This window comes from Lysinibacillus phoenicis (genome assembly GCF_047238325.1).
GTDB lineage: Bacteria > Bacillota > Bacilli > Bacillales_A > Planococcaceae > Lysinibacillus > Lysinibacillus irui.
Genome location: NZ_JBDFMP010000002.1, coordinates 1,238,730 through 1,255,993 on the forward strand (window position 1 = coordinate 1,238,730; position 17,264 = coordinate 1,255,993).

17 protein-coding genes are annotated in these 17,264 nt (G+C 38.9%); 7 read left to right on the top strand and 10 right to left on the bottom strand.

Annotated elements, in window-relative coordinates; all coding sequences use genetic code 11:
• Nucleotides 1-26: 26 nt before the first annotated feature.
• The 4 genes from ABC382_RS07730 to ABC382_RS07745 are packed head-to-tail and all read right to left on the bottom strand — an operon-like array spanning nucleotide 27 to nucleotide 4,521.
• Complete coding sequence (locus ABC382_RS07730) at nucleotides 27-1,454, bottom strand: YlbE family protein (RefSeq protein ID WP_312505545.1); 1,428 nt, start codon at nucleotides 1,452-1,454, stop codon at nucleotides 27-29.
• Nucleotides 1,447-3,000 (bottom strand): acyl-CoA synthetase FdrA, encoded by a 1,554-nt coding sequence (gene fdrA, locus ABC382_RS07735; RefSeq protein WP_274796443.1) that lies wholly within the window; start codon nucleotides 2,998-3,000, stop codon nucleotides 1,447-1,449. Before fdrA ends, ABC382_RS07730 begins: the two co-directional genes overlap by 8 nt.
• Before the next feature lie 2 nt (nucleotides 3,001-3,002).
• Entirely contained in the window at nucleotides 3,003-3,881 is an 879-nt protein-coding gene (locus tag ABC382_RS07740) for an oxamate carbamoyltransferase subunit AllH family protein (RefSeq protein ID WP_412926691.1), read from the bottom strand.
• A 31-nt stretch (nucleotides 3,882-3,912) separates the two neighbouring features.
• Nucleotides 3,913-4,521, bottom strand: coding sequence for an ankyrin repeat domain-containing protein (locus ABC382_RS07745; RefSeq protein ID WP_412927255.1), 609 nt, complete (start codon nucleotides 4,519-4,521; stop codon nucleotides 3,913-3,915).
• A 215-nt stretch (nucleotides 4,522-4,736) separates the two neighbouring features.
• Between ABC382_RS07745 and ABC382_RS07750 the strand changes: the two genes are divergently transcribed.
• From ABC382_RS07750 to ABC382_RS07765, 4 genes are all read left to right on the top strand, one after another.
• Nucleotides 4,737-6,455 (top strand): PucR family transcriptional regulator, encoded by a 1,719-nt coding sequence (locus tag ABC382_RS07750; RefSeq protein WP_274796440.1) that lies wholly within the window; start codon nucleotides 4,737-4,739, stop codon nucleotides 6,453-6,455.
• Nucleotides 6,456-6,646: 191 nt separating this feature from the next.
• A complete protein-coding gene (locus ABC382_RS07755) occupies nucleotides 6,647-8,404 on the top strand; it encodes an ABC transporter ATP-binding protein (protein WP_312505551.1) in 1,758 nt (585 codons plus the stop codon).
• A gap of 14 nt (nucleotides 8,405-8,418) precedes the next feature.
• A complete protein-coding gene (locus ABC382_RS07760) occupies nucleotides 8,419-9,096 on the top strand; it encodes a response regulator transcription factor (protein ID WP_341385870.1) in 678 nt (225 codons plus the stop codon).
• Nucleotides 9,093-10,166, top strand: coding sequence for a sensor histidine kinase (locus ABC382_RS07765; protein WP_341385869.1), 1,074 nt, complete (start codon nucleotides 9,093-9,095; stop codon nucleotides 10,164-10,166). The genes ABC382_RS07760 and ABC382_RS07765 overlap by 4 nt, the downstream gene beginning before the upstream one ends.
• A 23-nt stretch (nucleotides 10,167-10,189) precedes the next feature.
• On the opposite strand, the gene ABC382_RS07770 is transcribed toward ABC382_RS07765, so the two are convergent.
• Nucleotides 10,190-10,777 carry an NAD(P)H-dependent oxidoreductase gene (locus tag ABC382_RS07770; RefSeq protein WP_274796436.1) on the bottom strand — a complete coding sequence of 196 codons (588 nt, stop codon included), beginning with the start codon at nucleotides 10,775-10,777 and terminating at the stop codon, nucleotides 10,190-10,192.
• A 119-nt stretch (nucleotides 10,778-10,896) separates the two neighbouring features.
• Here ABC382_RS07770 and ABC382_RS07775 point away from each other — a divergent pair, with 119 nt between their 5' ends.
• Nucleotides 10,897-11,334, top strand: coding sequence for a MarR family winged helix-turn-helix transcriptional regulator (locus tag ABC382_RS07775; RefSeq protein WP_341385867.1), 438 nt, complete (start codon nucleotides 10,897-10,899; stop codon nucleotides 11,332-11,334).
• A gap of 44 nt (nucleotides 11,335-11,378) precedes the next feature.
• Here the strand turns inward: ABC382_RS07775 and ABC382_RS07780 are convergent, their stop codons facing one another.
• The gene (locus tag ABC382_RS07780) at nucleotides 11,379-11,987 is read right to left on the bottom strand and encodes a hypothetical protein (protein WP_412926692.1); all 609 of its coding nucleotides are present in this window, start codon (nucleotides 11,985-11,987) and stop codon (nucleotides 11,379-11,381) included.
• A 12-nt stretch (nucleotides 11,988-11,999) separates the two neighbouring features.
• Nucleotides 12,000-12,239 carry a hypothetical protein gene (locus tag ABC382_RS07785; RefSeq protein WP_412926693.1) on the bottom strand — a complete coding sequence of 80 codons (240 nt, stop codon included), beginning with the start codon at nucleotides 12,237-12,239 and terminating at the stop codon, nucleotides 12,000-12,002.
• A gap of 363 nt (nucleotides 12,240-12,602) precedes the next feature.
• Between ABC382_RS07785 and ABC382_RS07790 the strand changes: the two genes are divergently transcribed.
• Nucleotides 12,603-13,409: a YqcI/YcgG family protein gene (locus ABC382_RS07790; protein ID WP_412926694.1), complete on the top strand. Its 807-nt coding sequence runs from the start codon at nucleotides 12,603-12,605 to the stop codon at nucleotides 13,407-13,409.
• Here the strand turns inward: ABC382_RS07790 and ABC382_RS07795 are convergent.
• Both ABC382_RS07795 and ABC382_RS07800 read right to left on the bottom strand, forming a co-directional pair.
• Nucleotides 13,353-14,669 (bottom strand): amino acid permease, encoded by a 1,317-nt coding sequence (locus ABC382_RS07795; protein ID WP_312505563.1) that lies wholly within the window; start codon nucleotides 14,667-14,669, stop codon nucleotides 13,353-13,355. The two genes, ABC382_RS07790 and ABC382_RS07795, sit on opposite strands and share 57 nt — an antisense overlap.
• A gap of 16 nt (nucleotides 14,670-14,685) precedes the next feature.
• Nucleotides 14,686-15,621, bottom strand: a complete 936-nt coding sequence (locus ABC382_RS07800; protein ID WP_412926695.1) for an arginine deiminase family protein — start codon at nucleotides 15,619-15,621, stop codon at nucleotides 14,686-14,688.
• Between the two features lie 132 nt (nucleotides 15,622-15,753).
• On the opposite strand from ABC382_RS07800, the gene ABC382_RS07805 reads away from it, so the two are divergent.
• The gene (locus tag ABC382_RS07805; protein WP_412926696.1) at nucleotides 15,754-16,200 is read left to right on the top strand and encodes an NUDIX hydrolase; all 447 of its coding nucleotides are present in this window, start codon (nucleotides 15,754-15,756) and stop codon (nucleotides 16,198-16,200) included.
• A gap of 28 nt (nucleotides 16,201-16,228) precedes the next feature.
• Here ABC382_RS07805 and splB read toward each other — a convergent pair whose 3' ends face one another.
• Nucleotides 16,229-17,257, bottom strand: coding sequence for a spore photoproduct lyase (splB, locus tag ABC382_RS07810; protein ID WP_274796429.1), 1,029 nt, complete (start codon nucleotides 17,255-17,257; stop codon nucleotides 16,229-16,231).
• Nucleotides 17,258-17,264: the final 7 nt, after the last annotated feature.

A 17,264-nucleotide genomic window follows, 5' to 3' on the forward strand; every position in this document is an offset into this window, starting at 1 on the left:
CTCCTCCTACTTATAAGGAAGTGGGCTTAAGCCCACTTCTCACTAATTGTGATTAATGCTTTTTCGAAAGCTTCCATTGGAGGATGAGTAATACCAGCACCAATCATGCCAATACCAGCCTCTTTATGTGCGATTGCTGTATTGATGATTGGAAGAATACCAGTTTGAATTACTTTACGAATATCAATACCCGTAGGAATTCCCATGAAGTTTAATAATGGAATGGTAATATTTTGGTTCTCTGTTGTTGTAATTTCTTTCATTTGACGTGAATATCCAATTGCTTCATCTACTGTTCCACCTACTAAAGCAACAATTGCTGGTGCAGTAGCCATTGCAAAGCCACCGATGCCGTATGTTTCCGTTATAGCACTATCTCCAATATCAAGACCTGAATCTTCTGGTTTATACCCAGCAAACATCGGTCCGATTACTTGTTGTGCAGGACCTGTAAACCATGTATTACCTGCCATACCACTAATACGAACACCAAATTCTACACCGTTACGTGCCATCGTAGTGACAACAGTACTGTATTCAATACCGTGTGCAGCATCTAATGCACATTTACAGCAAGCCATCCATGTAGGACCTGAGAAGTAATCACTACTTGCTACAAAGTCAAATACTTCACGTTTTTGTTCTACAGGGTAATCTGTTTCTAAAATAAAAGGTGTTAATGCTTGAATTAATAAAGCCGTGCCTGCATTGTTACGGTTATGACACTCGTCACCCATATGAAGCGCTTGTGCAAGCATTAAACGAAGATCAATACCTTCTTTATTCAGCTTCATCGCATCACGTAAAATTGGACCTAACACATCGCGCATCCAAATTAATCGCTCGACAACGCTGTCATCGTTGGCACCCATACGTAAGATTTTTGCCATTTGCTCACTTAAGTTTGTATAGGCTATATTGCCATAAGCTTTATTTTCTACGATGTGCATAAACATAGAAGCTGAAGTTACACCAGCCATTGATCCAACTGCGTTATGTTCGTGACATGGTGAGAACGTGATTTCACCCGATGCAGCAACCGCTGCAGCTTCCTCTAGATCTTTTGCTAATCCTTCAAATATTAGAGCACCCATTACGGCACCTTTCATTGGTCCGTTCATTTTTTCCCAAGTAATAGGAGGGCCTGCGTGTAAAATTGTTTTCTTCGTCATCCCTGGTACTACATTAATGGCTTGGTCAAAACCAATTAGCACTGGTTGGGAGTTCACAATTTTTTCAACAGCAAGACGGTTTGCAGCTTCGATTTTCTCTGCTAGTTCTGCTTTATCAATTTTGTTAAGAGCTGCAATGATTTCTGGCTTACCTCCACCCGGTGGTGACCACTCTAGGTGTGTTGCGCTTGCATTTTGTGCTAAAATATCATCTTTAAAAAGTTCAATACCTACGTTAATAACGTTAATTTTACTTGTGAAAAGTTCATTAATCTTACTCATGATTTTCTCCTTTCAAAACCATTTCTCTTGCAAGTAATCCTGCATTTGTACTACTGCTTGCATGTGTAACACCTGCATCGACTAATTTTTTCACTTGCTCATCTATGTTTGGTGTATCTAAGTCAGTTCCAAGGACATACCCAATGATCTCTAGATGCCTACCTTCTTTTTCAGCTAATTGCTTAGCTTCCATGATGGCAGGAAGCATAACGCCCACTGGATCTTCATGAGAGCCGAAGCCTAATACGAAGTCCATCACGATAACGCCAACAGATGGATCTTTCGCTTCTTGTAGGAAACGCTCAATACGAGAAGATGGATCGATCATTGGATGTGGCTTACCATTTGTAAAGTCATCATCACCGAAGTCAATGAATGTATGCTCTTGACTTACACTGATATCCTTTAATAAGAAGTCCGGATTTTTTTGGATATTACTATAAACATTGTAGAATTTCTCCATAGCCAGATACATCGATTCATCACATAACGTACCGCCACAGAATAAACCACGAATGTATTTTTGTTCTGGTGATAATTTTGCGCGAACCTCTTCAATTAACGGAAGATTAAGTGCACGCTTGTTAATGCTTGCTTCATCAATACCTGCTAGTAATACAGCTTTTAATGCTGCTTCTTTAGACGTTTTTGCAAATTGTCCACCAGCAGCCACAACTGCCTCTTCATTACCACCAATAAAGTAAACAACAACAGGTTTACTGCACTCTTTAATTTGCGCAAGTACCTTTTTCTCAACACTTGCTTCAGGTGGCTTCGATACAAGAACAATTACTTTTGTTGCTTCATCAGCATCAAGAGCTTTGATACCATCAAGCATCATAATACCGCCTACTTCTTTACTTAAATCGCGTCCACCTGTCCCGATAAGTTGGGTAATCCCACCACCGAAATCATGAATACGCACACTTACCTCTTGGCTACCAGTACCTGAAGCTGCAACAATACCGATGCTGCCTTTTCTTACAGCATTTGCAAAGCAAAGACCTGTATTCCCAATGATTGCTGTTCCACAGTCTGGCCCCATCATTAATAAACCTTTTTCATGTGCTAAAGTTTTTAATTCTACTTCGTCCTCTACGCTCACATTATCGCTGAATAACATAACATGCAGATTATTTTCAAGAGCTTTGCGAGCTTCACGAACAGCAAATGCACCATTTACCGAAATAACGGCAAAGTTTGCATCTGGGATACCTTGTACGGCAGAATCAATCGTTGCATATTTAATATCGCTTTTTGCTTGTGCTGAGTTTTTATTTGTTAACAATTCTTCTACTGCTAAGTAAGCGCTTTCCGTTTGCTCCGCATTAGCAGTTTTTACAATAATCATTAAGTCACCAGCTGTTGCTTCCTCTACTTCTGACGTCATCAAACCAACGTTGCGAATGACTCCTTTGTTCATTTCAGTCCCCATACCAATAATTGCTTGCTCAACGCCTTCAATTTGATTCGCTTTTGTTGATAGTGACATCAATGATACTGAATCAAAATATGTGTTTCGCTTAATTACGACTTTAATACTCATCTTTATCCTCCTAATTTTATATTGGCTTCTAAGCCACTTATAAGCCCTAAGGCGATATCTGTCCCCGATGAGGAGCCAATTGCAAGCACCTTTCTAAGAGCCTGAATTGAATCCGCTTCCGTTCCATATAAAATGGAATAAATGAGTAAACAGATGGATTCCCTTACTTGTCCATTTGCTGCCTTTTTCAATGTTGTATAGCTAATAGCATTGGTCAAAGGCTTCATCATGTTGATGGCGCTTTCACACAGTCGCTTGTAAATATTACAAGGACTATTTTCTAAGTGAATGATGGCAAATAAGCCTACTAAAAAATCATCACCTGATGGTGTTAGCCCAGGTCCCAAGCCTACTAAATCAATTGCATAACTCTGAAAATGATCAAAACGCTGATTCATTAATTCCTCTCGGAGTAAACTTGTACGTTGCTGAAGCAACCTCGATGTTTCAGCCTCAAACTCACTAATTGATGAATTACTACGTTTCATTCCTCCACTTTTGCCATGTAAATTAATAAATTGTTTTACAGTGACTACATTCGTTTTTAAACAGGTTTGATCAGTTGGGAAAATAGGTAGTTGACATTGCCAACGAGTGGCGGTCTGCATTGCTATTTGTACTTTATCTTCTATTAATAGTTGGTCATGTTGAACCGATACTCTGTCATGTTGGTGAATGTGCAGGTTGCCTAAAGTATCGAGATCGATAATCAGTGTATTGGGTGCATTATCCATTGCTTTCGTAGCAAGTGTGAAAATTTCTCCATTAGCCTCGCTTTGAATATTCAATGCATGCGTAAAAACACTATGAACCGTTCCCGTAAACCCCGATGCACCTATTTGCTGAAGAAAATAGCCATCACCAGATATTGCGTGTATCATATGTACACCTCTTTATGTCCTAGAAATACTACTATTTTGCCCCTGCTCCTATTAGAATCTTTTCAATTTCAGTGAATCCTTTTTCTCTCGCCATCGCTAACGGTGTCACCCCATATTGATCTACTAATTGTGTATCTGCACCATGTTCAACTAATAAACGAACAATTTCCTGTTGCTTCTCTCCACCATCATTTAAAAGAATTGCTTCAATTAATGGTGTCCAACCACAAATATTCGTATGGTTGACATTAATATCTGTAGTCGTAACAAGTTCACGTACCACATCTACAAATCCCTTCTCACTTGCAGGGTGAACACCTACACCACCAAAGCGGGTTAAACGTTCTAAATCTGTGTCTGCTTCAAGCATTATTTTCACAAGCTCTAACTTTCCGTTAATACATCCATATAAGAATGGATTTAAGCAAATTTGATCTTGAAGGTCGACATCTGCCCCTTCCTGAATTAGAAATTTTACTGTTTCTAATTGATCATTCATAGCAGCAACTAAAATTGCCGTACGTTTACGCTTATTGCGAGAGTTAATATCTACACCTTGTTGTAAATAACCTTTCAAAGCGTTAATATCCCCTGTTTCAGCCGCAGCTAAAAATTCCGACACCACATTTGTATCTTCCACCATTCTTACCTCCATTAATCCGACCTATTGTTCATTTCAACTAAAGGGAAATGAACCGCAGCAATGTTATTTTTTTCACATTACCGTCTTACACGCTTTATTTTATTCTCTTAAAACGTATATATCATTGTTTAGCAAAACCAAAAAGAATGTAGATGATTTAGGCAATGTGTACAATGTTTTGTGATAAGATTATGGCAAAGGAGTGAAATCATTTGCTAACAATCAAAGATATTCTAGAAACAAAGGCACTCGAAGGAATTAAAATTGTTGCCGGAGAACAAGGGATTCATAATAAAATTGCACTTGTGAACATTATTGAAAATCCCGATGCATTTGATTGGCTGACACCGAATGAATTATTATTAACAACTGGTTATATATTTCAAGACGATGAAGCATTACAAAATAAAATTATCCAAGAAATTTCTAAAATAAATTGTGCTGGCCTTGTCATTAAAATGAGGCGCTATTTACAAAAAACGCCTCAAAACATGATTGATATTGCCAACCAATATGGTTTGCCCTTAATAGAATTACCTTATAACTACACCTTGTCCAAGGTCATCTCGATCATCAATGAAAAGGCTTCAGGAGGCTATGATTTATTAAATAGGAAGTCATTGGATATGCATAATACGTTGTTTAAGGTGGCACTTGAAGGGGGAGGCATTGAATCCATCTCTTGCATGTTAGCCGAAACGATTAATAACCCGATTATCTTTTTGGATAGTGACTGGAATTTACTGCATTATACAGATCTCGATTCGAATCCTGTGCCACTTGCCTATGGCATCAACCTCAAGAAGAATCGGCCTACGTTTTCGAAGGATTTCATTGATACAATTCCAAAAGATTTAAACGAAATGCAAAAATCAATTACAAGGATGTATCATTTAGAAGATGTGGCTGTGAAATGCCGAATACTACCCGTGGCAGTTGCAAATTACATTTACGGCTATATTGTAATTTGGCAAACCGTACGTGATTTGACGGAGTTTGATTTCATCGTTTTGGAGCAAGCATCCACGATTGTTGCGTTAGAAAGGATTAAACAGAAGGAAATTGAGGGTGTGCGTTTAAAAATTAAACAGGAATTTTTTGATGATTTATTGACGGGTAAAATCAAATCCAGTGAAACGCTGCAAACACTCTGTGACCTACACGGCTTAAATATCAATTATAAATATTATTGTATCGTCATTTCGATCAGTCATGACAACCTGAGTGAACACCTTGATTTAATTTCAAGAAAATACGAATCTGATAATATAGCAAAAAAATGTGTGACTTTAATTTACGAACACTCTAGTACCATCAATGGAGAAATTACATGTCTTTATCGAAACAATCAAATCATCGTACTAATAGGACAACAGGATACGAAGCAAGACAGGACGATTAATGAAACAAAACAATACGCAGATACTATTCTGCAATTATTAATACAGCATAATAGCCAAACTTCCTTTTTGGTAGGTATTGGCAAAGAATATAAACATATTCGCTTTGTTCATAAAAGCTTTGCAGAAGCTCATGAAGCACTTCGACTAATGCAACGGTTTGAGGAACGTGGAGCTGTAGCCCATTTTGCCGATCACTCAATTTATCATTTTTTAGATTCAAATATGAATGAGGTGCAATTAAAGGACTTTTTCTTAGAAAGCTTAGGAGCTGTCTTTGAGCATGATCTTTTACATGGGACAAGCTACCTCGTTACATTAGAAAACTATTTTATTAATCATATGAATATTAGTGAAACAGCTAAGGAAATGTTTGTTCATCGTAACACATTAATTTATCGTATCGAAAAGATTAAAGAGATTCTAAAAACAGATTTAAAAAGCTATGAGGAACTGCTGCAAATCCAATTAGCCCTTAGAATTTATCGTTTGCTTGGAAAGTCTTTATACCATGATGAATTCGCAGATTAATTGTACAAGGTGATGCCCGATATGTGCATCGCCTTTTTAACTTGAATCAACCTAAACATCACGTATAGCAGACCCTCTCTTTTATATGATATATGATACGCTTCATTTCATATTCAGTTCATAAACGCATGCTATAGTAAAGCCATAGAAACGAAATACGTTGTTTTATACATTGAAGGAGGCTTATTTCTTTGCAAGAGACATCAAAAGACAAGACAAATCAAAAAGATTGGCGACGCTTTATCCAATTAATCAAACGAGCCGAACCCCCAATTTGGTTACTGGTCATCGCTTTAGTAATGAGTTTAGCTACGACGGGTGTAGGCTTTATCGTCCCACTCTTTACAAAACAATTGGTGGATGGTTTTTCATTAGAATCACTTGATTATTGGCAAATTATTGTACTCGGTATTGCCTTTATCGCACAAGCTATTGCTAGCGGATTATCCATCTACTATTTAAATCGTGTTGGTCAGCATGTTGTCGCTAGATTGCGAGACCAGTTATGGCGAAAGCTTTTACATTTACCCATACCCTACTATGATCAACATGATACAGGTGAAACATTAAGCCGTGTTACGAATGACACAGCCGTTGTAAAAGAGCTCATTACAGAACATTTAGCAAACTGTTTATCTGGGGTTATTTCGATTATTGGTTCCATCATCATTCTCTTAATCTTAGATTGGAAAATGACGTTAGTGATGCTAATTGCAGTCCCACTCGCAATGCTGATTTTAATGCTGCTAGGTAAACGGATGTTTGTGATTTCTAAAGGTATGCAAGATGAAACAGCGAAGTTTACAGCGGTGTTAAGTCAAGTTTTGCCTGAAACTCGTTTAGTAAAGGCTTCGAATGCTGAGCAAGTGGAATATGAGCGTGGCAAAAAAGGCATTACAAATCTTTTTACATTCGGCTTAAAAGAAGCGAAAATTCATGCACTGATTTCACCGCTCATTTCATTCGTTCTCATGTCAGTGCTAGTAGCGATCATTGGCTATGGTGGTGTTCGCGTTTCCTCTGGGGAACTGACTGCTGGTGATATGGTGGCATTTATTTTATATTTAATCCAAATCATTATGCCAATGACACAACTAACAATGTTCTTTACTCAGCTACAAAAAGCAATGGGGGCTACAGAACGAATTAGTTCATTACTGGAACATGAAGAGGAACATATTGATGAGGGTTTAACTGTCGAAAAAATCAATCAACCGATCTATGTTAAAAACGTTGATTTCTCTTATGCTGAAGAACCGATTTTATCCAATATTAACTTCACGATTGAACCAGGCAAGGTTACAGCAATAGTGGGGCCTAGTGGTGGCGGAAAAACTACAACCTTCTCGTTGTTAGAGCGATATTATCAGCCAACTAATGGTAGCATCACACTAGGAGATACCCCCATTGAAACTTTCTCTCTCCATTCATGGCGCAGTCAAATTGGCTATGTGGCACAGGAAAGTGCTCTGCTCTCAGGTACGATTCGAGAAAATATTTGCTATGGTATAGAGCGAGACGTCCCAGATGATGAGCTAGAAAGAGTCGCTAAAATGGCCTATGCGGATCAATTTATTAATGAGCTGCCAGATAAGTTTGACACAGAAGTAGGAGAACGAGGCATTAAGCTATCGGGAGGGCAACGTCAGCGTATCTCGATTGCAAGGGCGTTACTACGCAATCCCCAAATATTAATGTTGGATGAAGCAACATCAAGTCTAGATAGTAAGTCAGAAATTTATGTACAAAAAGCTTTAGACAACTTAATGCAAGGTCGCACAACATTAGTAATTGCACACCGTTTATCTACCGTGGTAGACGCCGATCAAATATTATTTATTGAAAAAGGACATATTACAGGCTGTGGTACACACGAAACGCTCTTTGAAACACATGCTATGTATCGTGAATTTGCCATGCAGCAATTACGTATTAAAGAGAATGAATAAAGGGGTTTGTTGAAATGACAAAACTATTAGTGGTGGATGATGATGCACATATTCGAGAATTAGTAAAAGTATTTCTTCAAAATGAAGGTCTTGAGGTTATAGAGGCTACGGACGGTGTAGATGCACTGTCCAAATTAGCCGCTGAAAAAGTGGATATGGTTGTGATGGATATTATGATGCCAAACATGGATGGCTGGGCATTATGTGAGGAAATACGTTCATTCGATACGGATCTCCCTATCCTTATGCTAACAGCTAAAGGAGAAACCTCCCAAAAGGTCAAGGGCTTTCATTTAGGAACAGATGATTATCTAGTGAAGCCATTTGAACCAGTCGAGCTCATCGTGCGGGTCAAGTCCATTTTAAAAAGATACCGCATTTCCCTCTCACAGGTTGTAGAAGCTGGTAACGTTAAATTGAATCGCAGTACGCATGAAGTGGAATTGGACGGGGAGACTATTCTACTTCGTTTAAAGGAGTTCGAGCTATTATTCACACTAGCAAGCTATGTTGGTAAAACCTTTTCACGTGAACAATTAATCGAAGAAATTTGGGGCTTTGATTATGAGGGTGATGAACGAACAGTCGATGTCCATATTAAAAGAATACGCGAGCGTTTTCCACAGGAAGTTAGCGGCTTTGTCATTCGCACTATTCGTGGCCTTGGTTACCGCTTGGAACTAGCCACATGAGAAAACGAAGATTCTTTTTAAAGTTGATCATGGTCCTTTGCCTGTTTCTCATTGCAAATACTGTATTTGCTTTGCTTGCCTATCATGCAACCACATGGCTTTATAGTCGATTGGGTGCAGAGCCCCAAGGATTTTGGCTACAGTTAGGAACAGTAATTGGTGTATTTGTTCTCTTTGCCTGTTCAGCCGCTATTATCTTTTTAATCGGGCTAAATCGACAACGTAACTATTGGGATACGATTGTAGATGCATTAAGTCGCATGGCAAAAGGTGACTTTGATGTCAAATTAGATTTGAAAGCAGATGAGGAAGACCAATTTGGGCAATTAATTCATGGCATCAATCATATGGCCGTTGAATTAGGCGAACTCGAAAGAATGCGTCAAGAGTTCATTTCCAACGTTTCACATGAGATACAGTCACCTTTAACGTCTATTAATGGCTTTGCAAAGGCACTAAAAAATATCAATCTGCCTGAGGAAAAACGCCAACATTATTTAGACATTATCGAATTAGAAAGTTATCGTTTATCGAAAATTAGTGAGAATTTACTTAAACTAACATCATTAGAATCCCAGCATCATCCTTTTGAGCCTAAACAATATCGATTAGATAAACAATTGCGCAATGTTGTTCTCGCATTAGAACCGAATTGGCTAGAAAAAGAGCTCGACTTTGATCTCCACCTTGACAACATTTGCATCACAGCTGATGAGGATTTAATGAACCAAGTATGGATGAATTTGCTGACTAATAGCATCAAATTTACCCCCAATAAAGGTACCATCTCATTGTCCATGAGGTTGGACTCAGATAGAATCACCGTAATTGTTCAAGACACTGGCATTGGCCTAACGGAGGAACAACAAATGCATATCTTTGAAAGATTTTATAAGGCTGACCAATCCCGAACAGCCAAAAATGGTGGCAGTGGATTAGGGTTAGCGATTGTTAAAAAAATTATTGATATGCACAATGGAACGATTACTGTGGAAAGCAAGCTAGCCGAATGGACAAGATTTTTAATTACAATACCGATCGTCAGTATTTCAGCTCGTGCAAACGATTAACACCGTTCTGCACGAGTTATTTTTTAGTAAGCTACTTTTCTAAAATATTGATATACTTTATTCAATTTTTGCTGTTGCTTCCCCTTCTTACTTTCCATGTTACCAAACTCAAAAAACTTCACTTTTTTCATCCCAACAAACTTAAACAATGCACGCTTCATCAAAATTTTATGTGCGTTATTCAACCATAAAAATGGATAATTGGTTGGCCCCTTCATTGTAGACACACAGACAACAGACTTCCCTTTTAAGAGCCCTTCTGGAAATAACCCCTTTGTATCGCGATAAGCAAAGTTCGCTGCAAATAATTGATCAATATAGCCTAACAGCATAGCTGGTGGCCTCCCCCACCAAATCGGGTAAACAAAAACTAGTTGATCTGCCCAAGAAAGCTGTTGGCGATATTTTTCCATCTTCGGATCCTGATACATATCACGTCGTCGTTTGTGCTCATGGAACATTAAACGTGGATCGAAGTCTTCTTCATATAAATCTAGTATCTGTAACTCCTCGATGGCAGGATTCTCACGACACCCCTTAATTACTTCCTGTAGAAAAGCATAATTTAAACTTTTATGATTTGGGTATGTATAGACAATTAGTGTTTTCATTTCGTGCACCTCATTACTTATCATTTGATAACAAAATAATAATCGAGCTCTTTTTAGTTGTCAAATGATAATTGTTTTGAGATAAGTTATTTGGTATCTTGACAGTAGAGGTGATCCCAATGAATAAAAGCTCTTTATTTCATCAATTTGTATCGTTTACTGCCACTATCCATCAAGTAACACACGATCTTACACAAAATGTTACGGATGCAAATATCACACCGCTACAATATAAAATTCTTGAATATATTAAAGTAAGCCAGCCTGTCACACCAACCGAAATTAGTGACTGCCAACACATGTCCTTACCAAATACGAGTCGTGAACTACGAAAATTACAAGAACGACAGCTAATTGAAAAATTTAACGACACCGGAGACCGAAGAAAGCAATATGTTCGCTTGTCCAATGAAGGTGAAAAAATGATGGAAGAGGCCTTCGCCTGTATAGAGGAACGCTTTTCCCAGCTTATTCAACATGCTTCTCCACAGGATCTAAAGGAAATCCAACATGCCCTAACCATCCTAGAGCAAAAGGTTTTTCAACAGAAAGTTTAAGACCACGCCGCTAGCTGCTTCCTACAATAGCAGGCTGGTTCTTTTTAGGTAGTTGATGTTGCATTATTGCTCATACCTTTGCTTGTGGTGATTATTCTTGATTCCATACCGCTCATACTCTTGCTCGTGGTGAGTATTCTTAGCTCCATTATGCTCATACTCTTGCTCGAGGTGATCATTATTGGCTCCATTCCGCTCATACTCTTGATCGAGGTGATCCTTATTGGCTCAATACCGCTCATACCCTGGCTTGTGGTGATCATAATTGGCTCCATTCCGCTCATATCCTGGCTCAAAGTGATCTTTATTGGCTCCATTTCGCTCATACTCTTGCTCGAGGTGATCACCTTTGACTCTATCCCGCTCATACTCTTGATCGAGGTGATCATTCTTGGCTCAAAACCGCTCATATCCTTGTTCGAAGTGATCATAATTGGCTCCATTCCGCTCATACTCTTGCTCGAGGTGATCCTTATTGGTTCAAAACCACTCATACTCTTGCTCGTGGTGATCATTCTTGGCTCAATACCGCTCATACTCTTGCTCGTGGTGAGCATAATTGGCTCAAAGCCGCTCATATCCTGGCTCGTGGTGATCATAATTGGCTTCATTCCGCTCATATCCTGGCTCAAGGTGATCTTTATTGGCTCCATTCCGCTCATACCCTAGCTCGAGGTGATCACCTTTGACTCAATTCCGCTCATACCCTGGCTCGTGGTGATCATTCTTGGCTCCATTCCGCTCATATCCTGGCTCAAGGTGATCATAATTGGCTCCATTCCGCTCATACTCTTGATCGAGGTGATCCTTATTGGTTCAAAACCGCTCATATCCTTGCTCAAGGTGATCATAATTGGCTCCATTCCGCTCATACCCTTGCTCGAGGTGATCATTCTTGGCTCCATTCCGCTCATATCCTTGCTCTAGGTGATCCTTATTGCTCAAAGCCGCTCATACCCTAGCTCGAGGTGATCACCTTTGACTCAATTCCGCTCATACTCTTGCTCAAGGTGATCACCTTTGACTCAATTCCGCTCATACTCTTGCTCAAGGTGATCTTTATTGGCTCAATACCGCTCATCTCCTGGCTCGTGGTGATCCTTATTAGCTCCATTCCGCCTCATACTCCGGTTTGAAAAATAAAGTCCATTTGTGTTTGCATTGATTGATCAGTCTCTCAAAAGAATACCTCGTATACTTGCGACAGATTCGTAACCCATTTGCTTTTTCTTTAATAGTATAAAAGTGAGTAGAAGGAGGAGTCTCAAGTGGAAGGTGTAGTGTTTGATAGGAAGTGGATTGAGGATCATTTTGAAGCACTTCCATTATGGCAACAGTCTGCCTATAATGACTTTGCTGCCACGATTGCTGATGAAGCAAATACGTTTCCGTGTATACCAGCCAGAATGGGCTTTTTATCTAATCATTTACGTTATAGTTTTGTTGGCGATTCACGGGAGGAGCAATCGATTAACTTGCTAGCACAGTGCTTAAAGGAATACGCGAAAGTCTCGCGATCTTGTGGAAAATATACAACCCTTACAGTGTTTTTTCATACCCCTCTTGATATGCTAGAAAGCTTTAGGGTGGAGGATTATCAACAGTTATTTTGGTCAGTCTTAAACCATTTAACCAACATAGATGAGGTAGCTTGGCCTGAAGAAATACCGACAGATCCAGTCCATAATGAATGGGAGTTTTGCTTTAACGGGGAACCCTATTTTATTTCTTGTGCTACACCAGCACATAAATTGCGGAAGAGCCGTCATTTTTCTACTTTGTTAATGGCCATTCAACCTCGCTGGATATTTAATGATATAAACGACTCTACTGCATTTGGACAAAAAATGAAAAAGCTCATCCGCCAACGCATTGTAGACTATGACCAAATTCCAGGACATCCTGATTTAAAATGGTATGGACAAGAGGATAGCTATGAATGGAAGCAGTATTTTTTAAGTGACGATAATCAAAGTCCATCCAAATGCCCTTTTTTACGGATGTCACAGGAAAATGGTTCATTGCGTAATATTCCTTTGCCTTTTCACGACGAACCAGGTCGCCAATCCAATTAGAACAATAAAGAGCAGGCTCACATAAAAACCGAGTCTGCTTGTTTTTTCGCCTAAAGTCCCAGACACCGTCACTATAATGAGTAATATCCCTATATTATTTTTCACATAGGCCCACTTTGATAATGCCATGAGCTTCCTATAGGTCACTAAAATAAAGAGCCAGTTGTAGATTAGCATTAAACCCGCTGCGGTAATTAAATATTCAAAAATTTTTTCTGGCATCAGAAAGCCAATAACAATCGTGATGACTAAACCACTCGTTAAAAAAATAAAGGCGGGAAATGGCACTTTCATTTTCCCTTTTTTCGCCAAAATATCTGGAGCATCATGATCCTCTGCCAGTGTTATAAGAATGGTGATAACCGCGTAAAGCGAAGCGACCATTGTTGAAAAACCAGCAATGATTAATACACCATTAAAAATATCTGCTACAAAAGGTATATGATAACCATGAAGTGCTGTGATAAAAGGGCTTTCATCTATCGCAAAGTCTTTCCATGATACAAGTGCCAATGCAAGTGCAATAGCTAGGATAAAGATGATTGTTATGACAACAAGCATAATTCTTCCTGCTTTCGGCGCCTCTTGCGGATTTTTTAAATCGATAACCATTAACCCCATTACCTCAATTCCTCCATAGGCATAAAAGGCATAGAGCAGTCCAAGCCATATTCCTTTCATTCCTTGTGAAAAAAAGGATTCATAATTAGCTTGTAATGAATCCAGAGTTGCTGCTTGCGTGCCTTTCATGATGATAATAACGGCAACGATAATAAACATGATAATGGCAGCAGCTTTTAAAGCTCCGAAGATATTTTGGAAATTTTCAAAGCCCTTCATACCTGTTAGAATCACGACTAATCCTAGTACGGCATAAATCGCTGCAGAAATCCAGAGTGGCAGTGCTGGAAACCAGAACCTCGTAAAAATTCCGAGCGCCATCAGCTGACTTCCCATGATTAATAACTCTGACATCAAGTATACCCAGCCATTACTGAACCCTGCCCATCGTCCAAAGGCTTGCTTGGCATAAGTACGAAAGGAGCCTTTATCAGGGTTTTCCACAGACATTTTGACAAGAGCATCATAAACTATATACGTGCAAATGGCTGCTAATAAAAAAGGAATGAGCACGGCTGGTCCGCTTTTATGAATGGCCATACTTGTTCCAAGAAAAAAGCCTGTTCCTAATGTACAGCCGATACCGAGAAGTGAAAGCTGCCACCAAGACATTCTACCTTTACTTGTTTTTGATGTCATTATTATCAGCCTTTCATTACGTTCTTACCAATGGCATTGTCATGCATCGAATTCCACCACCGCCTTTTTCAAGCTCTGTGACATCAACCTCAAGCAAGTTCTTTTTCTTTAGTAGTGGATGTGCCAATAATTGCTGTTTCGATGCCTGTTTGCTAATCACTAATGTTTCAGGATTTAGGTTAATAAAATTAATATCAGGGATTGTCTTATAGGAGTCTAGCCAGAAAACTTCAAAACCATGATGCTTTAAAAATGATTCCACCATATCAAAACGTCTGCTTTGCGCTGTCAACACCTGTACTGGAAAATAACGAACAAAACTTTTAGCGATGACCAAATTCTTGTTCACAACATTACAATTCATATCTAAATGAAGCGTATCATTGCTTTTTGGTAAATCAATGACTGCGATTTCAGAAAATCCCTCATGTAAAATAGTTTCCATTATACCTTCGATAGCCTCTATTGTCGTTCGCATACCGAGATTAATAAGTACAGCATCCTTATTTAAAATCAACACATCTCCACACTCGAATGAATGTAGTGGTTGCAACATTGGCATCAATTGTTGGGGAAACCATTTTTCTAAAAGTGCATGAGCAAGAGGATATTCTGGTTGCCTTAGTGAGCTTCCTGCATTACCAGGTACTATTCGATTGCCGATAACACACGCAAGATCACGTACAAAATAACGGTTAATCAACTGTTCACTTAATAACTGCTGATCAATAGGAAGTTCTTTTGCGTAATCTATAACTTTAACCCCCGCGTTTTCTAATATCATCTTTAGTGCCATGAAACTTTCGAGTGCCTTACTATGATTAACCGTATCACTCCAACCTACCTGCTCCGCTATCGTTAAATCTGAGACATCTGCAATTGAAGGTGCACAAAGCATGACAACCTTTAGCTCTTCATGCTCTGACCAACAATTTACTTGGAATGAATCCACTCTATTTTCTCCCCTTTTTCATTAGCGTTACCATTGCTTTTTGGATTATACAAATATGAACATAAGCAGGATTTTTTCATTTTATGGTTAATTCATACAGAGGGAAAATCAATTAAAGAAAAGGATGTTATCATGGAATACTATAAATTTTTAAGACAATACGTAGGACATCAACCGATTATTTTACCTGGATCTGTTGTCATCATGTTAAATAGTGCAAACGAAGTGTTACTACAAAAAAGATATGATGGCGGCTGGGGGCTTCCAGGTGGCTTAATGGAATTGGGTGAGAGCTTAGAAAATACCGCCGAAAGAGAAGTGTTAGAAGAAACAGGTCTGATCATCTCAGACTTACAGTTACTGGGTGTTTTTTCTGGACCTGATTGCTATCTTAAAGTGTCAAATGGAGATGAATTATATTCTGTTACAGCTGTCTATTATACAAGAAATGTTCACGGTGATTTAGTGATTGATTACAATGAATCAGAGACGATGCGCTATTTCTCACTGAGCCATTTACCACAAAATTTAACAGATCGTCGTTTTATTGAACCATATATAGCACAATTATTACTATAGAGAGAAAACATATTGTTCTCTCTCATAGTTACGTAAAATATTCTAGCTTCGCTTGTGGAAAGAACTTTTGCATATAGCCATATAAATGTTCTTTAATATCTTCCTCTTCTTCTTTTTGATAAATATATTTGCCAATTCCATATTTGCCCCATTTATACCTTCTCACAGTTTCGTCGAGTTCTAGCTTCGTCATCGGGTAATTTTTTTCAATTACTCGTTTAGCTGGCTTTGTAAAGCGATGCTGAATAAACTCAAATGTGATATCATCGCGTACATCCTTAGGTAGCTCTGCATCTAATCGTTCAAACATATGGTAATATCCCTCCTGCCACCCTTCATGGAGATAAATAGGGGCCACAATAAATCCAAGTGGATATCCAGCTCTTGCCACTTTACCTGCCGCCTCTATGCGCTTTGCAAGTGGGGATGTACCTGGCTCAAAATGTTTGATGACATAATCTGCATTAACGCTAAAACGAAACCTTGTCTTGCCATTATGATTGGCATCCAATAGGTGGTCTACATGATGGAATTTCGTAACAAACCGCAATTGGCCAAGCTCGCTTTGCCCAAAATGCTCAATAGCACGTTTCAATGTATGTGTTAAATGATCAATCCCTACAATATCAGAGGTACAAGATGCCTCGAAGCGTGTGATTTCAGGAGCTCTTTCGGCCATGTAATGATCAGCTTGCTCTAGAATTTCATCGACATTTACATACGTACGAATATAAGGTTTGTTGCCCATTGTCGTTTGTAAATAACAATAATGACAATGGCCCATACAGCCTGTTGCAAATGGAATGGCATATTCTGCTGAAGGCTTCGATGTATCAAACTTTAACGTCTTTCTAATCCCAACCACTAAGGTGGATTTAGCTACGCGATACTTTTGAAAATCATTGTCTCCTGGCAGATTTCTTACTTGATTGTGCGACGTCGTATAGCGAATTTCAATCCCCATTTTCTCAAACTTCTCTTTGAGCTCCTGCCCTAATGGATACTGAAGTGCATCGGGTTCAAAATAGACAAGCTGAGGTGTAAAAGGCTTTATCATGTCCACC